This window comes from Vibrio taketomensis (assembly GCF_009938165.1).
GTDB lineage: Bacteria > Pseudomonadota > Gammaproteobacteria > Enterobacterales > Vibrionaceae > Vibrio > Vibrio taketomensis.
The window spans coordinates 1,564,366-1,584,897 of the sequence record NZ_AP019649.1 but is presented as its reverse complement, the minus strand read 5'-3'; the positions used below and the strand labels follow the sequence as shown (position 1 = coordinate 1,584,897).

General features: G+C 43.1%; 12 protein-coding genes and 3 pseudogenes. 5 read left to right on the top strand and 10 right to left on the bottom strand.

The features are described from left to right. The first annotated feature begins 62 nt into the window (after window positions 1–62). The 5 genes and pseudogenes from Vt282_RS07295 (at window position 63) to Vt282_RS21700 (ending at window position 8,630) form a co-directional block, all read left to right on the top strand. Window positions 63–1,343, top strand: a complete 1,281-nt coding sequence (locus Vt282_RS07295; RefSeq protein ID WP_162062994.1) for a glycosyltransferase — start codon at window positions 63–65, stop codon at window positions 1,341–1,343. A 265-nt stretch (window positions 1,344–1,608) separates the two neighbouring features. Next, the gene (locus Vt282_RS07290) at window positions 1,609–4,032 is read left to right on the top strand and encodes a TonB-dependent receptor plug domain-containing protein (RefSeq protein WP_162062993.1); all 2,424 of its coding nucleotides are present in this window, start codon (window positions 1,609–1,611) and stop codon (window positions 4,030–4,032) included. Window positions 4,033–4,109: 77 nt separating this feature from the next. After that, window positions 4,110–6,851 carry a M16 family metallopeptidase gene (locus tag Vt282_RS07285; protein WP_162062992.1) on the top strand — a complete coding sequence of 914 codons (2,742 nt, stop codon included), beginning with the start codon at window positions 4,110–4,112 and terminating at the stop codon, window positions 6,849–6,851. 43 nt (window positions 6,852–6,894) lie between these two features. Then, a pseudogene (locus Vt282_RS21705) lies at window positions 6,895–7,847 on the top strand (SbmA/BacA-like family transporter); the annotation flags it as partial. A 63-nt stretch (window positions 7,848–7,910) separates the two neighbouring features. After that, entirely contained in the window at window positions 7,911–8,630 is a 720-nt protein-coding gene (locus Vt282_RS21700) for an ATP-binding cassette domain-containing protein (RefSeq protein WP_232055163.1), read from the top strand. 68 nt (window positions 8,631–8,698) lie between these two features. Here the strand turns inward: Vt282_RS21700 and Vt282_RS07270 are convergent, their stop codons facing one another. The 10 genes and pseudogenes from Vt282_RS07270 to Vt282_RS07225 form a co-directional block, all read right to left on the bottom strand. Continuing rightward, entirely contained in the window at window positions 8,699–9,337 is a 639-nt protein-coding gene (locus Vt282_RS07270) for a sugar transferase (protein WP_162062989.1), read from the bottom strand. 10 nt (window positions 9,338–9,347) lie between these two features. Beyond that, window positions 9,348–10,529 (bottom strand): glycosyltransferase family 2 protein, encoded by a 1,182-nt coding sequence (locus Vt282_RS07265; RefSeq protein WP_162062988.1) that lies wholly within the window; start codon window positions 10,527–10,529, stop codon window positions 9,348–9,350. A 1-nt stretch (window position 10,530) separates the two neighbouring features. Beyond that, window positions 10,531–11,673, bottom strand: coding sequence for a glycosyltransferase (locus Vt282_RS07260; RefSeq protein WP_162062987.1), 1,143 nt, complete (start codon window positions 11,671–11,673; stop codon window positions 10,531–10,533). A gap of 78 nt (window positions 11,674–11,751) precedes the next feature. Beyond that, window positions 11,752–13,218: pseudogene (locus Vt282_RS07255) on the bottom strand (GumC family protein). After that, window positions 13,215–14,330, bottom strand: coding sequence for a glycosyltransferase family protein (locus tag Vt282_RS07250; RefSeq protein ID WP_162062986.1), 1,116 nt, complete (start codon window positions 14,328–14,330; stop codon window positions 13,215–13,217). Before Vt282_RS07250 ends, Vt282_RS07255 begins: the two are co-directional and overlap by 4 nt. Next, entirely contained in the window at window positions 14,323–15,039 is a 717-nt protein-coding gene (locus Vt282_RS07245) for an acyltransferase (RefSeq protein WP_162062985.1), read from the bottom strand. The genes Vt282_RS07250 and Vt282_RS07245 overlap by 8 nt, the downstream gene beginning before the upstream one ends. Window positions 15,040–15,194: 155 nt before the next feature. Next, window positions 15,195–16,534, bottom strand: a pseudogene (locus tag Vt282_RS07240) (O-antigen ligase family protein). Continuing rightward, window positions 16,531–18,000, bottom strand: a complete 1,470-nt coding sequence (locus tag Vt282_RS07235) for a lipopolysaccharide biosynthesis protein (protein ID WP_162062984.1) — start codon at window positions 17,998–18,000, stop codon at window positions 16,531–16,533. Before Vt282_RS07235 ends, Vt282_RS07240 begins: the two are co-directional and overlap by 4 nt. Then, a complete protein-coding gene (locus Vt282_RS07230; RefSeq protein WP_162062983.1) occupies window positions 17,997–19,190 on the bottom strand; it encodes a glycosyltransferase in 1,194 nt (397 codons plus the stop codon). Before Vt282_RS07230 ends, Vt282_RS07235 begins: the two co-directional genes overlap by 4 nt. Beyond that, on the bottom strand, window positions 19,177–20,403 hold the full coding sequence (locus tag Vt282_RS07225) for a glycosyltransferase (protein ID WP_162046316.1): 1,227 nt from the start codon (window positions 20,401–20,403) through the stop codon (window positions 19,177–19,179). The genes Vt282_RS07230 and Vt282_RS07225 overlap by 14 nt, the downstream gene beginning before the upstream one ends. Between the last annotated feature and the right edge of the window lie 129 nt (window positions 20,404–20,532).

Sequence of the window (20,532 nt, the reverse complement as noted above, 5' to 3'; positions counted from 1 at the left end):
AACTGGTTGCATACTAGGCTTTAGATTGAAACTAAAACAAATAATTAGTCTGAGGCTTAGGTATGGATACATCTGTTTCGCTTGTTATTGACCTAATAAAGAACTCGAGTGATGACTTTGATCTCACCAGTAATACGCACCAAACCCATTTGTTATATCTCGCTGAGCAATTGCTTGAGCTTGAACACATCCCAATAGAACAGTTAAAGGAGCTCAGTAGCACTTATGAGGCGCCACTTGAGTTTAAACTAGCGCTCAAATTGGTTGAGTCGAAACGCTATGTAAACAGTATTAAAACACCAGTGAGCATCGGTGTTGTGTTTGCCATGTGGGGTGAGCAAAACCGTTTACAAGAGAAAAGCAAATCGAACCCAAATGGTGAAGATTCTTTGAGAACAAAGATTCGTCAGCTTCAGTGGGTAACAGCGGGTTCATTGGTTAAATGGCAGCTGTTTTGTGTCGATGATGGCTGCCCGTATGATAGTGCCCATATTGCTAAGCGCATCGCCAATTTACAAACGCCAGAAGAGAGTAGCCTCGTCCACATTCTACAACTGTCGACCGCAATCCCTACACACACCGGGCCTCTGAAAGACCTACAAAATGTTGATGACTCACGCAAAGGGGGCGCGATTGTATTAGGTTGTGAAACCGCTTTGCGAAATGGCGCTGATGCAGTTGTTTATACTGATGCAGATAATTCGGTGCATTTAGGACAGATAGGTTTACTTCTAAAACCATTTATTGAGCAAAACAAACAAGTGGTGTTAGGTAACCGTAAACACCCAGATTCGATATTGGTTAAGCAAGAAGAGCGTTGGGGGGTAGGGATAAAGACTCTACGCCATATGCAGCGAATGATTGGCGCGCAAATCTTTGATCAGGGGATCAAAGATACACAAGCCGCGTTTAAACTTTATGGCCGCGTGGTGTTAGAGAAAATCCTAGAAAAGCCTACAGTCTATGACTTTTCGTTTGATACAGATTGGATCTTTGCCGCCATGGAGCTTAATCAGCCCATAACAACGACGCCGTTTGCTTTTATCGATTCAGCCGCTGAGTCAGCATCTGTCGTTCAAGGCCCAATGACCACATGGTACGTATTGTTGGATGGCTTGGTTAAAGCAGCGAAAGCGCGTAATGCATCATACAGTAAAGAAATGGCGGATGTGTTTGTGAGTGAGATTGACTCACATCGAGATCTGGAACTGATTATTGATGTATTGCCACCGGAACTCGCAGCAGCGACGGACAAAGACCTCGGCAACCCAAAGATCATGTCTCCACAGGCAGTACGTAATTGGATCATCAGTGCCAAAGCACTACACGCTCAACAAGCTTAAGTGACTACCGCTAAAGTAAAAAGAGTCACGAATGTGGCTCTTTTTTGTTCAAAGTGTTCATGTATAAATCTCATTGTGTTTGTATTTTGCACATTTCATGGGATTACTCTCAGGAAATAACCATATATTTTGTGAGGGTGTTCTAAAAATTTATCGACCTTGCTAGGCGTTAATACTTAACTGACTATTATCTTGCGCATCGCAATGAGTGTGCGAATTGTTCGCATTTGCAGTTAGTTAACTAAATTGATAGTTAGTAGGTAGCATGAATCATCAACTTAAACTTTCCCCTGTTGCTATAGGGGTAATGACCACGATTTGTTGTGGTATAGCAAACAGTAGTGAAAATGAACCAGAAGTTGTCACGGTTATTGGAACAACGGTTACGTTGACACAAGAAGAAATAGAGATTCTTCCCAAAGATAACCCCACGTTGTCAGAATTATTGAAAAATCAGCCACGAGTGGGTGTTGATGATGCTCAGACATCAATGCAAGGTGGAGATCTCGCTCCTGAAGAAATATCACTTGCCGGAGCTCGACCACATCAAACCAAGTATACGCTGAACGGTGTGAACATAAACAATAGTACGACTTTTGGAAACGATAATGACCATGTACATGATATAACTAGCGGCCATAGTGCTGGGTATTTTATTGATACCAACTTATTGGAATCAGTTGAAGTACTCGACCACAATATCTCAGCGGAAGAAGGTGGATTTACCGGCGGCGTAGTCGCGGCAGAATTACGCAAGCCAAGCGATAAGTTTGTCGTGGATTATAACTATCGCATGAACGACAGCTCATGGAATGCGAAGCAAAAAGTCGGAGATAACTTTACTGACAGCTATGCTACCCCTATAGATGGCTCCGGTACGTTTCAACCAGATTTTCAAAAGAGAATGCATGCACTCCATATCAGTGGGGCGTTAAGTGACACGCAGCGGCTGGCTATAAATGTCAGTAAGCAATCTTCGGATATACCACTTGCTAATAATAAAGACGTTAACCAGAGCATGGATAACATATATCTCACCCATCTTTGGCTATTTGGAGATTGGCAAACAACGACAGATTTTCGTTATGCGGCCCATAAAAAGTACAGGTTTGCTAATGATTCTCTTCAAAATGATGCAGTCCAAGAATTAAGCGAAACTAAAAACACCCATTCGGGCTTAGGTGGTACGTTCGAAGTGGAAAGACAATTTGAATCTGTTCGCTGGCTAAATTCATTATCTTATGATCAACTAGTAGATGAGCGAGATGCAGATACGGACTATTTCACGACCGTAATGCGAAAAGTAAATGGTCAATTTGAGAAATACAATGTCGGTAGTTACGGTGACTTAACCCAATCTCAAGATAAATGGCAATTTAAGTCGTCTGCTTATTTTGAACCTGTAACCTGGAAGAATATTGAACACAATCTTAAAGCGGGAGTGCAATACGTTGATACACGAGCTAGTGTAGATCGTCCAAAAGATTTAGTTGTGTTCCAGAAGTTAGAATTAGTACCTAATAAGCCAACAATAAGTAGGCTAACACGCTATTCAGCGGCTGAATATGAGATAGCTGCAAAGCAGTATGGGTTATTTATAGAAGATCAGATTTATTGGAAAAATATAAGTGTTAATCTCGGCGTACGAGCTGATGAGATGGATACATTCGGTCAAACTGCCATATCACCAAGGTTTTCAACAAGTATACATACTATTGAATCAATCAATGGCGTACTGACGTTAGGAGCAAATCGCTACTATAGTAATGATGTATTTGGTAGCGCACTTAAAGCACAACAAAAATCATATCAGGCAAACTATAAAAATTGTACTCCAAATGACGGTGATTGGGATAACTTAGCTCAAGACAATTTGACGTGTAAAACAGCAGAGTTTTTTGAACCTGCAGATTTAACCACGGCAGATATCCCTTATGCCAATGAGTTTTCTGCATCTTGGCAAATGGAATTAGGTAACTTTGATATCGCAACTACCTATATTTATCGTGCGCAGCGAGATGGTTTGAGTTATTCGTATGATGAAGATACGAACGTGTCTAAGATTCATAATAACATAGAAAGCAATAACCAAATCTTAAGTTTAGAATTAGCTTCAGTAACGCCATATAATTTTGCACTGGGCAAGCTAAGCGCCTTTTGGATGATCTCATATAACCATAGAGAGGGTAACGGTGATTTAAGTCCAACTTACGGGGATGGAAATGATCCTACGTCAGGTTTTCAAGATGATTGGGTGTTACTTGACGGAGAACTAGTGCGTTATTCAGAAATGGATGTCAGTAGTTATCAATTCCCAATTAAAAGCAGTTTAGATATTTTGATGAACTGGCAAAATATTGGATTGACATGGAACAACCGTATCAATTACCGACAAGGGAAAAAAACGACATCCTACTTGAAACCAGAAGAAGTTATTATCGATGGTGTACCGAAAAAAGTTAAATCACTCGCTTCCACTGAATTAGATGATTTCATTACTTGGGATACAGCTCTGTATTGGAGTCCAGAATATTTTAATCAAAACGTCAATTTCGGATTGAATATAACCAATGTTCTTAATGAGCAGCAAGTAGTTTCAGTTTCTGGTGTAAAAGCTGGAGATACAATTCCGAATGAACATTACAATGCTGGGCGACAAATTTGGTTGAATGTTAGCCTTCGCAATTAATGGTTCCATAAAGTCTTTGTTATATTTAATAAGCTAGATTATGAAAATAATTATCTACTTCTGTTTGTCATTTTCTAATGTTAGGTTGTCAAACCGCTAAAGAGAACGATGTATTCCAAGAACCTAATACGTACATTCGTGGTCAGTTAGCCAATGGAATGAAATATATTCTGATTGAAAATGAACAGCCAGAAAAACGCATATCATTACAGCTTGTTGTACATGCTGGTTCGTTAAATGAGCAAGATCACCAAAAGGGGATCGCTCACTTAGTTGAGCATATGGCATTTAATGGTACCGAGGAGTTTCCTGCGAATACTCTTATTGAGCATCAGGAAGCACTCGGGCTGTCTTTTGGTCGAGATGTGAATGCCATGACAGAATACTATACCACCTCATATCTAATGCATTTGCCAAGTAATCAGCAATCGATGCTCGATGAAGGTTTGTATATGTTAAGTCAACAAGTGAGTGCTTTAACCTTTGATCAGTTTGAATTAGAGAAAGAGCGTCCAGTCGTTGAGGAGGAGTGGCGCAGTGGCTTGACATTAATGTCTCGCCTTAGCCGAGAAAATAGGAAAATTTTGACTCAAGGCAGCCTTTTGGCAGAGCGTTCACCGATTGGCCATATGGATATTGTACAAAATGCAGAAGCTCAGCAGGTGAAATCGTTTTGGCAAGATTGGTATCACCCCAATAATATGACTTTAATTGCTGTTGGTTCGTTAAATCAAAAACAGTTAGAGCAAAGTCTTCAGTCTCATTTCGGCTTATTAAAGCCCCAATCATTGCCAATAGTACCAGAGGTAACTTTACCTATTAATAAGCAGCTAGAGGTCGCAATCATTGATGATCCGGAGATAAGTACTGAAGTGTTATCGCTTAATTTCCGTTTTCCAATGGCAGTAGTAACTAACTCTCAACAATTGAGAGATCAATTAGTGAATGAGCTACTCATTACGATGCTAAACAATCGTTTACGGGAACTGTATGTTATTGGTAGTGACAATATCAGCAAAATGGCTGCGATGTCTCAACCTCTTGCAACTCATTATCGAAATAACCGAGTGATGGCAATACTGAGCTCAGAAGATTATTCATCGGCTATAAAAGAAATGTTCACGCATGTAAGTAGTTTTACAGAATATGGATTTATACAAAATGATATCGACACTGCCCGAACGCAATTAATTGCTAACCAATACACGATAGCTGACTCATTGACAGATACAACAAACCGTCGTTTGTTAATGTCGACGTTTAATCGAATTCGAACGCATCAACCGTTGGTGGATCAGCAGTACTATGCCCACAAAGTTGAAGAAATTAGCCAGGAAATAACATTACAGGAAATAAACCGATGTCTACGCCAAATGGTGTCAGAAGGTAATCCAATCGTTATTGCGCAGGTAAGTGAAAACAATCGAGCTAAATTTCCATCGACGTTGAATGTGACGGCTCATTGGGATAAGGCGATGAAGAATCCATTGCCATTAAAAATATCTTTGGATGTTCCAAATGAGCTTATGAAGAATAAGCCAAAGCCCGCCGAAATTATCGCAAACGAGCGATTTGGCGATGTTCATCATTGGACGTTATCTAACGGTACTCAGGTTTGGTTCGAGTTTAGTGACCAAAATAAAAATCAACTAAATGTACGATACCAAGGATGGGGCGGCAGTCAGCATTTGTCGGAATCGTTGCGTAAAGCTTCATATCAGTTACGTCAAATGAGTACATTTGGTTATGGCGGTTTGAGCAGTGAACAATTGTCGGTATTAAATGCAGCATACCCAAATCGAATGATGAATTTTGTTGGACAAGATACTCACGGCATGTTTGGTAGTGCAGATAGCCAGTCGTTTGAGAACTTATTACAAAACTTGTATCTGCAAATTACCGAACCTCAGGTTAATGATGAGATTTGGCGCAGTAATAAAGCGCTACTTCAACGCGGCATCGATAGCCGTGAGAAAAGCCCTACCGGAAAATTCAATGTTGCGATCGATCGTGTGCGTTATAAAGATAATTTGTCGATGCAACCGCTAACTCGACAAGAGTTAGAAAACATGGATACACAGACACTAATGCAAGCATGGGATTCGCTATATGGTAATGCAAATGGACATCATTTGATTGTCGTAGGAGATACGAATCCTGAGAAGGTTATTCGCTTAGCCCAGCGGTACGTTGGTAATTTACCTAGTGAAAGTCGTCGATTTGAACCGCTGATTTTGCCTGGTTTCATCTCAGGAATTCATGATATTACCGTTGAAAATGGCGGTGAACCGATTGGTCTAAGTCGTGATCTATTTAGTGTGGATAGCGAAATCACTCAGGATAAACAGTATTTAGCACAACTTTCTTCACGTGTTATGTCAGTACGTTTACGTGAAGGAATGCGCGAGGACGTTGGTGGTGTTTACTCTGTGCGTTTTGGTATTCGAGCGGATCGCGCTTATCAACAAATTCACGGATTGATTAGTTATGGTCATGACCCACAACGAGCAGTGGAACTTCGACAGAAAGCGAAGCAAATCATCGCAGATACTCTAAATGAAGGGGTTACGCAGGAAGAACTACAAAACGTTGTAAAGCAAATCCAACACACGCTTACACCCAATGCGATTAGTAATAGACAGAAAATGAAATGGCTGAGTGATAGGGTGTTTTATGGTGATGAGTTAAACCAAGCGGAAATTTACTCTAAATGGTTGTCAAACGTAACGGTTGAGGACGTAGATAAATTCCTAGAAGAGGTATTAACAGCACAGAACTGGATACATGCCACACTCACCCCTGAAATATCAAAATATTAAGACTTAATTTGTTCACTCATACCTCGAGTGAATTGAGATTACTATGAACATATTGAAACAATTTATTGCTCTCGCTAAACCATATTGGTTTTGTCGAGATAGTCGTGGTACGTGGGTTATATTTTTGGGTGCGGTGACTTTGTCGCTGTTATTAGTGCAAGTAACGGTCAAACTTAACCATTGGAATAAAGCTTTTTTTGATGCACTAGCGGAGCTTAAAGGAGCATTGATATATGATTTATTGCTAGAGTTTATCATTATCGTAGCGCTTATCGTGGTGATGAAGGTCTATGCAAAGTGGTTACAACAATGGGCTGAAATACGCTGGCGTACTTGGATGACCGAGCTATTAGTCAATCGTTGGATTAACGGCAAGAACTTCTACCATTTAACGTTAACCCAGGAACCCGATAACCCTGACCAGCGTATTGCAGAAGATATTAAGCTTTTGACTACCGATACTTTAGAATTGCTCATAGGTTTGATAAAGAGTGCTGCAACTTTGGCTGCCTTTAGCGTCATCTTGTGGAATTTGTCCAGCGGATTTTACTACCACTCTTTGATGATGTGAAAATATCGGGCTATCTACTTTGGTTAGCTCTTATGTATTCGGTACTAGGCGCTGGAGTTACGCATTTTTTTGGTCGAAAGCTACATAAACTGTTTTATCAACAGCAAAAGCGAGAAGCAAATTTTCGTGCACAGCTATTGCGTAAGCGTGATCATTCGGAACAAATTGCGGTGATGAGCGGACAAGAGTTTGAACGCCAGCAACTAGAAAATAGTTTTACTGAGATTGCATCAAACTGGCGTGCTTTAATGGGACGAGAGAAAAAATTAGGTATTGTGGTTAACACATATCATCAGATTGCTTCGATGGTGCCGTATTTTGCGGCCATTCCGGCGTTGATGGCCAAAGCGATTACCATTGGTGGTTTATTTCAAGTGCGCATGGCGTTTATGAACGTATATAAATCGCTGAGTTGGTTCATTTTTCGCTATGACGATTTAACTCGCTGGAGTGCGACTGTAGTCCGTTTAAGTCAGTTCATTAATGCGATGGAAGAGTGTGAACAAACGTTTGGACATACTACCAAATGTTGTAGTTCAACGTTGGCGGAAAAGACTAATAATTGGTGTGACCAACTCAATGTCTATAAGCCCAATCAACAATTGTTACTGAGCAATTTTTCACTACAGTTGGAACCAGGAAAGGCAATCGCTTTCATCGGGCCAAGCGGTTTAGGTAAATCAACCTTATTGAGGACTCTTGCCGGTATCTGGCCGTATTTCTCAGGATACAGAAAACTGCCACAAAAAAGCATTCTAGTGTTGCCGCAGAAGGCATATATACCCAATGCTACGATGCGACAGTGTTTAAGTTATCCTTCGCCAGTTATCGATGATGACAATATTTACATTCAAGCTCTTCAGGATGTGGGTCTGCCTCATCTAATTGAAAAACTCGATCAAAAAACAGAATGGAGTTTGCAGCTTTCTGGTGGAGAGATACAAAAAGTAGCGCTTGCCCGAGCATTAGTACAACGTCCGAACTTTTTACTGTTAGATGAGGCAACCAGTAGTTTGGATGAGGATGCGGCTTATTCACTCGTTAGGCTGATTAAAAGCCGCTTAGAGGGTTGCCAGATTGTCATGGTCACACATCAACGCCATCTCTTGTCGCTATTTGAAATTAAAATAGACTTGGGTGTAGTGTCCGCTAGCCATAGCGAAACAGGCGATAACAAAATTGTTCAAACTAACAAAGTGTTAGCCTAGCTTAATTTACGTTGTTCATCATGAAGGGTGTCGCCTTCATGATGAACATAATCATTAAAAACCGACATCTATTGACCACGTCCGTTGAACATAACTAAAACGGTTTTGGCGACAATATTCATATCCATCATCACCCATGACTTGGTCGAGCGCAGTGATAGAGCGTAGCAATGGTCATAGCCTACCTTTGTGCGCACATCATCGATGCAAGTGTCGTAGCCTTGGTTAATTTGAGCAAGGCCAGTGATGCCCGGCATTACGCCGTAAGTACGATCGGCAAAGAAAGGAATTTCGTTTTCTAGCTTTTGGTAAAAAGAAGGACGCTCTGGTCGAGGACCAATTAAAGACATGTCACCTTGCAACACGTTTATCAGTTGTGGCAGTTCATCTAAACGAGTTTTACGCAGGAAGCGACCCACAGGAGTGATGCGTGGATCATTTTTGGTCGCCCATACTGCACCAGAGCGCGTTTCAGCATCAATATACATAGTGCGAAACTTAATAATGTCAAAGAACTCCATATGTTGAGGAGTTGATTTACCAACACGCTGTTGTTTGTAGAAAACGGGGCCTTTTGACGTTGCTTTTATCGCGATGGCAATAAAAGGAAAAACAGGTAAGAACAGCAATAGAGCGAGACAGGCACCGAACAAGTCAAACAAACGTTTAGCGAACCAGATAGGATAATTATTGATTACATGAGGCATAGTTTGCTCCTTAAACTTTTTTCCAGCAGCCATTTTCAAGGCCAAATAAATAACGAAGGCCACCGTAAAAATTGGCAGAATGACCAGCGATGAAATAACTCAAAAACCGAAAGTAACGATGTGAAAATACTTTTGGCATGAGCAAGCAAAGTGCTGCTAATGTGTAACCAAATATCTGAAGACCCAACATCACTTGAAACAATGGAAGATGTAGCAACAACAGTGATGTGACCAAACAGGTCAGCATGAAATAGGGCGTTAATAGGCGCAGCATTTTTCCTGAACCAAACGCAAAGGCGACACCACGGTAACGAGGTTTAAGCAGCCCGGCTAACATGATCGCTTGCTGCATGTTGCCAGCAGAGATACGCAGGCGACGCTTCACGTCAGATGGAAAATCCGTCGACTCTAGCTCGAGCGCAACCATATTGGGTTCGTAGACAGCTTGATAGCCAGATTGGACGATTTGCATCGGAATGACAAAATCGTCGTTGATGACATTATTTTGAAGCGGCATAAACAATGCTGTGCGAAAGAAATACAGCGCACCATGCGCGCCTATGTTGGCTCCTAAACTCGCTTCGCCTTGTTGTAACGTGGTTTGGTAATCCCAGTATTTGACTTCACCTATATTGTGTCGATCGAAGAGTTGATAGCGGCTATTCACGACACCCACTTGTGGGTCTTGAAAGCGTTGTTCTGCTAACAATAGTGCGTCGATTGAAATCAAAGCGGACACATCACTAAGGGCAGTAATGTCACTATCGACGGTTTGCATCATGTGATTGATCACGGCGACTTTGCCGCGATTAACTGCAAAATCAACGATTTCAACATGAGTTTCGCTACAAATAGCTTCTTGAATGGTATCTTGAGCCACCTCAACCGTGTTATCTGTGCAACCATCACAAGCAATGATCACTTTAAAACGATCTTTTGGGTAATCGAGGCACGCTAGGTTACGAATTTTGTGTGCAATCCAAGCCTCTTCGTTAAAGGCTGGCACCAAAATGGTGATAAAGGGGCGCGCGTCGTCTTGCTTTGACACGCGATACTGCCTGTTGTCATCGACTAGGCTAGCATCCGCTGCGGTTCGCGAAGCCCATTTGAGTAACATAGGGTATCCAACGTGGTGATACACAATCAAAAATGCCGCAATGAAAAACAGGCTAATGAGAATCAATTCGTACATACTATTTTGCCTCCATTGCGATAGTTCGATATGCGTGGACCATTTGCTCCAAGTTGTTATTGTCAATAACAAACTGGCGTGGAGAAGTATTCATGTCGGATGTCAATGAAGTCATGATTTGTTTAGCGAGATCACTTGGATCATCTGCGCGACTTAACCGTCCAGTTTCTCGGCACAGCGTCTCTTTTACCGCGCCAACATCACATGCGACGACAGGAACATCACACGCTTGAGCTTCAAGAGTCGAGAGAGGGAATCCTTCATGGCGTGATGGCAAGCAAAACAAATCCAGTGCTTGATAGAATCTAGGCATATCATCAACCAACCCTAACCAGTGAATGCGTTCTTCAACTCCAAGTGTTTTGGCTAGCGTTTTGAGTCGGCTAAGCTGACTGCCTTTTCCCGCGAATGCCACGCTAATATCTTTATCGAGGTGAGGAAGCGAGCGAATAAGAACATCTTGTCCTTTTACATACTCTAGGCGTCCTGCGCAGCCAACGATAACCCCTTCTGTAGGTAATTTGATTTTTTGGCGCGCTAATAACTGTGCTGCTGGCTTAAAGCGTTGGCAATCCACGCCGTTTTTGATGACCGTGATGTCTGCATAATTCAGTTTACGATGAAGTTGCTGCATCACTGCGTCTGCGTCTGCGACGACACGTGGTTTCACTACTGATAGAGCCAGTTTTTGTAAGCGAAGGTGTTTTGGGTTGTCCAAATGCCAGCAATCATGCTCAGTGTGTACAATACTTTCGACTTTGGCTAAGCGCGCCGCACATCCTGCGTAGAGTAGTGGGCCGATGTGGTGAGTGTGTACTACATTCGGTTTCAATATGCGAAACAAGCGAGATAGCTGAGTCACAGCCGTAGTAGACAGGCCTTGTGGCTTGTTGAGGAAAATAAGTTGTTGCTGGTAATTGGCAAGCTTACTCCAAGCGTTAATTGATGAGTAGCGGTCGCCTTCGAGGCTTACCACGAGAGCTTGCTCATTTGGTTTAAGATGATTGAGCATCGCAAGAACCAGAGATTCGATACCACCGGGTGCTAAATGTTGAACCACATGAACAGTCAGGCGCGTGCCAGTCTGGGTCTGTAAGCCACTTTGGTTGAGTGTTGCAATGTTAGAATCGTTATTAGGTTGCATAGAATTCTCCTCTACATAACCTATACAGTGCAGATACCGTGCCTAAAAATTAAAGTAATAAAATCAGTAATTTAACGATTAAAGAGCAGAATTGAAAGAGCAATTCCTATTTTGAGAATCGCTTTGAAATATTGGGATAGTCGCAATCACATTGCTTTGTGTGATGTCCGCTAATTGGTTCGCAGAGCGAATGGTGGAATTTGATAGTTCAAATAAGACCGCTAATCCAATACCAAGAGCCAAGCCTCCAAATAGACCCGCAATAACATAAATGATTGTTGATAGGTTTGCAGGAGCGCTTGGAGTGTAAGGTAGGTCAATGATTTTTACGCGTTTGTTTTGCTCAAAGATCCCCAATGAGCCTGTTAGTTGTGCCATCTCAAAGCGCTGCAACAGCTCATCATATAGCTGGCGCTTGAGCTTGGCATCTCGGTCTAACTTACGCATGACTTTTGCCGTATTACCAAAGCTTTGCGCTTCTTGTTCAATTTGTTGAATCATTTCACGCAGGCTCTTGGTTTCTTCTGTTAAAGATTCATAGCGACTGCGAACGAGTTGCAAGCTGTGGAGCTGGGTAACGAGTAAAGGTTGAACCTCGTTGAGATCGGAAAGACGGGTACTACTGGCGATATCCCAAAGCTGGTCACTACCCAAATTCGGTTGTTCTACTGAAAGTAGTTGATTACGTTCGTTTTCAAGGCGATTAAGTTCTCTTTTTTTCGCTTGTACTGAACTATGGTTGTCGGTGTATTTGGCTTGCAATAGCGTGAGTTGGCTACGAATTTCAATAATTTGATCTTCAATTTTGCCAATGACAGGGTTGGTTTTTGACAGTTGCTGGTCTAGTGAGCCAAGGCTTCTGTTCTACACCTGCAAGCTCCGCTTCTTTTCTGCGAGGGTTTGTTTCAGTCGTGCTAACTGGGTCAGGCTTTGCTGCTGCATCTCGGGCGTGACGGCGAGATTATTATTGCGAAATTCAGCGAGTGCATTTTCTGCTTGCTCTAGCTCTGAACGACGTTTCTCAATGTGGATATTGAGGAACTCGCTCGAGTCGCGAATTGAAGAACGTTCGGGTGCAAGCAACAATTCAATAAAATGGCGACTGATTGAACTCAACAGTGGTTCTAGTCCTTCTGCTTGAGGCGCACGTAATTCTATTTTGAGAAAGTCTTTTCCTTGTTGGCTAACGGACAAATTCTCAGAGAGTTGGCGAATTACCCAATCTTGCTGCTCCCCAGGCATTTGATCATCGATCAGTCCTTGCTCTTTGGCAACAGAATGCAAAATATGACGACTTTTCAATAACGTGCTTAAGTCGTTTAGACGCTCTTTGAGCATGGTCGATACCGCAATGTCTTCCAAAAATGGATTCATTTTGGCGGTTTCTTGAATCAACATACTGGTGTGTGACACATAAACGGTAGCCGTTAGTTTTGATGCCAAAAAACCTGCAATCGGCAACAGCAATGCAGGCAACACGATGATGTAACGTTGTCGCCATGCTGCATTCAATAGTTGAATTAGCCGTTGTGACAGGTTGCTCATATCAGCTCCATGATTTGGCGCACCCATTGGCTGCGCGATTGCCAGCTTTCGTTGTTAACGATACCAGTTGGTAAACGTTGATTATTATTTGCAGTTTGCGACAGCGCGGCACACATCTGTTGTGGGTCACTGACAATATTAATGTAGTTGCTGTAGGACGAAAGCGCAGGGAAAGGCGTCGCAATAATGGGTGATCCTGCCGCTAAATACTCACGCAATTTGAGCGGGTTACAGGCATTGATTTGCTGATTAAACTTGAATGGTAACAGGCTGGCTTGCCAATGCTGACTGTAACTCGCCAGCTCATGATGAGGTTTAGGCCCGAGATAATGGACATTCTCAAGTTGGGGCAGTGGATTGTAGTTCAGCTCATTGGGGCCAATAAACACAAAGTTCCACTCGGGCATAGCACGAGCAACGGAATCAATCATGTCATAATCTAACCAGTTGGATAGGCTGCCATAAAACCCAGCGGTAGGATTGCCGTTATTTGGCAGATCAAGCGCCCGTTGTGCTGGGCGAGAAAACAGTTCGACATCGACACCATGAGCTAACAACATCGTTTTACAGCGAGGGAATTTATTTGCGATGACATCACTCGCTGCGAACACAACATCCGCTTTGTCGACCAATTCAAGTTCATGATTCGCTACGGTTTCGTGGTCTACACCCGCAAGAGCCGAGAAATCATCTCCGCAATAATAGATCACACCAGATTCATTTAGATGGCCGCATACATCCGCAGCCGTTGGTAATGATGCCCATAGTATCGGGCTCGTGATGTCATAGCGTTTCATCACAGGTTCTAATTGACTCAACATTAAAGAGCGAGCCAAATTGCGGCTTACCTGACTACTAGGTGCAGGAATCGTACGCAAATTGACGACATGAATGTTTGAAGGGCATGACATCGCTTTGATCGTTTGGCGTTTAGATCGTGCAAAAAGTTTGTTGAGTGCTCGACTGCAGTCATGTCGATTCAGACGTGGCTTGCGTAGGCCTATTGAGTTGACCCAAATGATGTTTCCCATGTCTGGTAAATGTTTTACTAAATGTTGAGTGCTAGACGGCAAACCGCCAAAGTCTTCGCCAAATACAATCAGATCACGCATTTTTCTGCTCCTTTAGATGGCGCACGACTCGTGCGGGATTACCAACCGCTACGACAAAATCAGGCAAATCATGAGTGACAACACTTCCTGTGCCAACAATGGTGCCTTGTCCGATCGTCACATTAGGGCACACCGTGACATTGGTACCCAGCCACGCGTCTCGTTTGATAATAATGTCGCCAATATCATCGTCGCTATCTGGTGCGCCTGCTGCACGTTCAGCGGCATCTAAAGCATGACCAGAATAGCCAAATAGAAAGACGCCGCCAGCTAACCTAACGTTGTCTTCCAGTACAATGCGCTGACCGATTGCGAACGTGTTTTGCCAGCCGACATCGACATTATTACCTATCTCTAAGCGGGGCTCGCTTGATTGTACGCGTCCGGTGAATGTGGTTTGCCCTGAGATTCGGCAATCGTCACCAATTGAAATGGTAAGCGGACCAGCGATATAAGGGACACCACCATAGAGATAGAGGCGTTTTCCAAATGAAGCTAGACGACCTTTAAATACTGGGGTGTGGATAAGCAAGCGCAGCATTGTTGAGTACAAAGTGGTGACGCTGAGATACAGAAACCGAATGACCATGTTGTACCATTGAGGCGTTGGTATACCTTGCGATCGTAGCTGTTTAAGTAGTTGAAACAGCTGACGGAAGCGTGGGTCTGGATGTTTCTGTAACCAGAGTTTGAACGTAGCAACTGACATAAATACCTCAATTTTGAGTGTGATTCATATTGTTACTGTGTTCTTTCATATTGTGTGCCACAAAACTCATATTGCGTGGCATTTAGATAAACCAATAAATTCAGCTACTTATCGGAAGTTCAAATTATTGAGTCGCGCGTTTGTCATTTTGAGAATCAATTTGAACCACACGATGACACGCAGAGAGCGGCGAGAATATAGATTGGCCAGTTGAAGCCCTGAGTGAGAAAAGTACCAGACACAATAGTGCCAACCATGCCGGCATAAACGGCATAGCTGGTGGCATGCAAATAAGGAGAGAAGCGGTCAGGGTTATTGTTTATTAACGTCATAGATTGGCGACAGGTTTTCAAAACGCAAACAATAAAGCCAACAAAATAATTAAACCAAGAAAACCAGTTTCCGCGAGAACACCAAACCAAGTACTGTGAACCGCATGGTTCAATCCATCCCAGTGCGGGCTGTAGAAAAAGTAGTTAGCATAAAAATTGTCAATTCCCACACCGGTAAGAGGACGTTCAAGTGCCATTTTGAACGCTGCTTCCCAAGCGTATAGTCGTCCCATTGCTGAGGCATCAATGCCCGCTTCAGCAGCACCTCCAGATTGGCGATCTGAAATGCCGGCAACCGCGAATAGCACTAAAGCTGCGACCACACCAATGCTAATTAACAGGGCTTTAGAACGAATATGCTTGAGCCCCAGCATACCCATTACGGCCAAACAGCCCAATAGACCGCCACGACTTTGCGTGGCAATAACCGCAATCATCGCTAACACTGAACAGGCGAGGCCAAGTAATCGTACCCAGCCCAAGTTGCGCGTAAACGTGAGGCTAAGGGCAAAAGCGAGCGGAAACATCAACACCAATGAGAGATCATTTGGGTCGCCCAGCATTGAACCTAATTGGCGGCCTATGGTGACGCGAGTCCCTTCCACTAAACCTACACCGTTAATTGAATTACTGATGGCGACGCAGGCAATGAGTAAACCGGCAAAAATGATCAAAATAGAGATGCGTTTGATGTTCGATGTGTTGGTGACAAGCCATGTGATGGCTAGTGACATCACGATGATTTTCCAGTAGATATTTTTGAAATACTCAATTGCGATACCCCGGTTGGCCGCAAAAACAATGCCGATAATAACCAGAATCCAAAACGCAGTCATCCAATTGAGGATTGGATGCCAGAACGGTTTTAGCTCTCGGCTGATGATCATATGCCACATTAATGCGCTCAAAGAGCCAAGCGAAAGTAAAAGAGGAATTCTTAAATTGTAGAGCGATGGTATCGCTTCATGAATACGGAAAAATGAAAAAATAACAAATAGGCTCACCAACCAAAATGTTTGGTTGATAACAAACAGTGCACCAAGAGGGAGTAAGCATAAAACGATAACCAGTTTCGGGTCAGGCACAAATATCCATCCTACAGTCAGCAGGGCACAAACCGAGATGACAATAAATAGATGGAGATTGGGCGTTGCCTGCCTCATATATACAACCTTGTAATCGCATTACGCAGTTTTTGCGTTGGCACGTTAACTAATTTGTAGTGGTGAGCGAATGCCAATAACAGTAATAGTTCTAAGCAAAGCGTAGCAGCGCCAAAACCAATGTGATCAGTCAGCCATGGAGTAATTGCGAATAGTGTGGTTAACGCCACAAATAGGCATAAACCCAGCATATGATAAGGGAGCGTGTTAGCTCGCTGGCTGCAGATAAATACCACGCACGTTCGCAAAAATTGGGCGAGAACAATGCCGAATGAAACAACCCAAACAGTATGGTGGGGAAGTTTCCAGACGAGCATACCAATTAGAATAAGAGCGAATGAAGTAACAGCGAGGTTTATCTTAAGCAGAGTTTGAGTTTGTTTGGCTTTTAGCAGTCCGATATTGAGCAATTCAGTTAATTCTTTAAACAACATTGCAAGCACAGCCAGGCTAATTAACTGGGTAGCAAGTTGATAGTCAGCAGGAAGGAAAGTGGCGATAAACAGTTTACCTAACCACGCAATCACGACCGTAACTAAACAGGCATAGACGAGGCCGATTTGTGTGAAATTCGTGGCTGATTGAGCACCTTGGTTTTGCCAATATTCAAAGCGTTTTGGCATCCACCACATATGAAATGGCTGCAGCAAAATGCCGACTGCCAAGGCAAACTTTAGCGCGATCGCATATTGAGCTAAAAGTTCGACATTGCTTGCTTTTACCAGTAACCAACGTTCACCACCATTAAGACCAAAAGCGATAAGAGCTGACCACATGATAGGTAAGCAGTACTTTAGGTATTGTTTTAATTGTTCAATGGATAGCAGTGATAGTTCAAAACGGTTGTAGACATGCAGTATTGTTAATTGCAAAAAGGCACTAAATACGCCGACGGAAAGAACCGCGGTCACGGTTGGGTAGAGCTGTACAATGGCAAGAATTAGCCCAACTTGAACGACACTGCAAAACACACTGATTTTAAAAAACGCTAAGGCATTATTCTGTAATCTTAACCATGCCAAACTGATTTCTAATCCGCCTTGAATCACAAGCACGCTCGCCATGAGTACCATTTGAATTGGGGTAATGAAATTAAACGCAACAAACGCAAAGGTCCCCGTATTTAAGTGGCTAATTAGCAGATAACCAGCACCCAATAAGCTCACAATAAGTGCAGATAGGGTGATTGATGAGCAATACAGCTGACTAGTGGTTTTCTTTTGTTGATGTTTTTGGTCGATAACCGCGACGAAACGGTAGAGGTTTTCATGCATGGCTAACGACACAAAAAGAGCGAAGAAAATTTGTGTCACTGAAATAAGTTCAAGTCGACCAACTTGCTCAACGCTTAAGTAGTAAGTCATGACAGGTAACGTGATCAGCGAAGCGCCTCGTAAGCAGAGTAAGGCGATGCCGTATAACAGCATGCTATTCAACGCAGAGTTTCGTGCTAAGCCGCCAATCATCCTTTTTTACCCTCAGCCACAATAGATGCAGCCTGCGCGTGAGCGGAGTTGAACTGCGAAACTGAAGTAACGATACTTCGATAGCAATCCTCGGCTTGATACTGTTTGGCAAGTTTGAACGCTTGGATCTGAATGGCTTCGAGTTTTTGTGGCTGAAGCTGTAAAAAAATGAGTTTGGCAGCAAGTTCGTCAGCATCTCCAGCCATGTATTTTATGCAATTCTCGCCATCGGTTAGCTGGGTATCCCAGTAACTACCATCTTGAGGAATAAGAACGCACTGACCAGCGGCGAGAGACTCTAAGATCGATAAACCGAACGGCTCTTTGGTGCTGGTAGAGACAAAAATGCCGCATTGCTGGCGTAATTCATCTAGATTAGCAGGATCATGAAACCACTCTGTAAACGGAACTGGCACAGGCGCTTCGGAGATATTGAGATTAATGTTTTTCGGTTTGATATAACAAACAGTGGTTGGTGTTGGGAGCTCTTGATTCACCGACCGTAAGGCATCCACAAACAGATCCAAGCCTTTCCATTTCAGGAGTGACGCAGCCCAAAAACAGTGATTGTTTCCGACTCGGCAACGCGATGGCCACTGCTTGTGAGATAAGCCGTTGACGAAAGGTTGGAACTTGTTGAGATTCAGATATTGATTTGCGAGGGTATCGCTAATATCCAAGCTAAACCTGCGGGTGAAATAGCGCATTAACGCACTATTAAGGCTTTGTTTAGTTGAGGGCAAATAGAACACTTTTTCAGTCTGAGTGAGACACCAACCAATCGCTCCTGATGTCGCCACATCGCCGTGAATCAGCTGAATGATTGGTTTGTTTAGTAAGTAGTTCACTAGGTAAAGTGACATATCAACGCCAGGGCCTGATGCGGCAATAAATCGGTCTACCTTATTGATTCGAATTAAACAAACAGCTAACAGCAAACAGAAATAGAGTTGGTTTAACCAAAACCATACTCCGCTGCATTGGCGACTTAACCAAGGTATTGCGGTGATTGAAATGATTTTGATTTCATGGTTTGCCGCTAATTCACTTTGCTGCCAAAACGCTTTATCGACGGTGACGATAGTAAAATGGACATCGTCTTGCTGACATTGGCTAAGTGCTTCACTGGTGGCTATTTTAGAGCCGCCTTTAAACGGGATGGGATCAAAGATCAGATTATGAAGACGCATGATCACCTCCTTTGTTGTTGCGTTTGGCTTTACGTTTAGCGAGCGCCGTTTTCACTGGTTTCAGATTGTCTTTGAGTGGTGGAAATTCGAGCTCTTCGAGAGTTAGTAGCCGTGAATACAAGGCTTCGATTTGCGCGACATAGCGAAGGACACTAAAGTGTTGTTTGACATGTTGATATGCGCTTTCTGCAATAACTTGGCACTCTTGAGGATGGGAATGAACGCAGCGCATCATATCGAAGATGGGGCCAAATCCTTGATTGACATACAACAGGCCAGTTTGCCCATGGTGAATAATCTCAGGGATTCCACCCTCAAAAGGGGCAATGACGGTTCTTTTGGCGATAGCCGCTTCAGTTACCACTAAACCAAACGCTTCTTCTCGTGCGCCACTCACAAATGCGTCACAGCCTTTAAGCCAGCCAACCACGTTCGCTTGCTCGCCAACAAAATGTACGTTCTGCTCTAAATGCAGTTTTTGGCATAACGCATTGAGGTTTTCTCGCTCTTCTCCTTCACCAATGACCACTAGGTGGCTGTTTGGGTATTCAAGCAATAAATGACGTAACGCGACCATTATTCTATCTATCCCTTTGCGGTAGATTAATGATCCGACAGTGGCAAATACCACTGCGTCATTGCCGATTTTTAGGCGCTGTTTGACGTCGACTTGCGGTTGAATTTCAAGACGTTCGATATCAATGCCATTGTGTACGACTTCAAGGCGTTCGGCGGGAAAACCATCTCTTTTTAGGTTTTGTGAAATCGCATCGCTCGCGGTGATGATGTATGGCGAGAGGTGAAGTCCTAACGTCATTCGGTCGCGACCAATATAGTCGCTATGCAGGTGAGTAATCATCGGACAACGGTTATAGCGCGCAGCAAGTGCCATCCATTGACAAGGTGCAGCGCTGTTGACGTGAACCAAATCAATCTGCTGCTCAGTGATTAATTGACGACCTTTACCTATCAATTTGATCCAACTTTTTACGTCTACTTTCGGTGAATTCCAACCCATTAAGATTGGAAAATCATCGAGCTGATAAGGGATACGCAATTCTTCTAGGTGAGGAATCAACATTGAGTTGTTTGTCCAAACGAACGGCTCATATTTGTCAGTGTCAAGATGAGTAAGTAGATCAAGCAGGCAACGTTCGCTACCTCTGACCCACGCATCGCCGTAATGTACATAGAGAATTTTTTTCGTCGTCATATTTACTAGCCTTGCTGCGTTATCATCATATGCATCAAGTTTGCAAGCTAAGTGCCAATAGTGACTTGGTTTTATCTGTATGAATTTTATCGTTTTTTTATTAAGACGAGAGAAGGTAGGGCTGGCGTT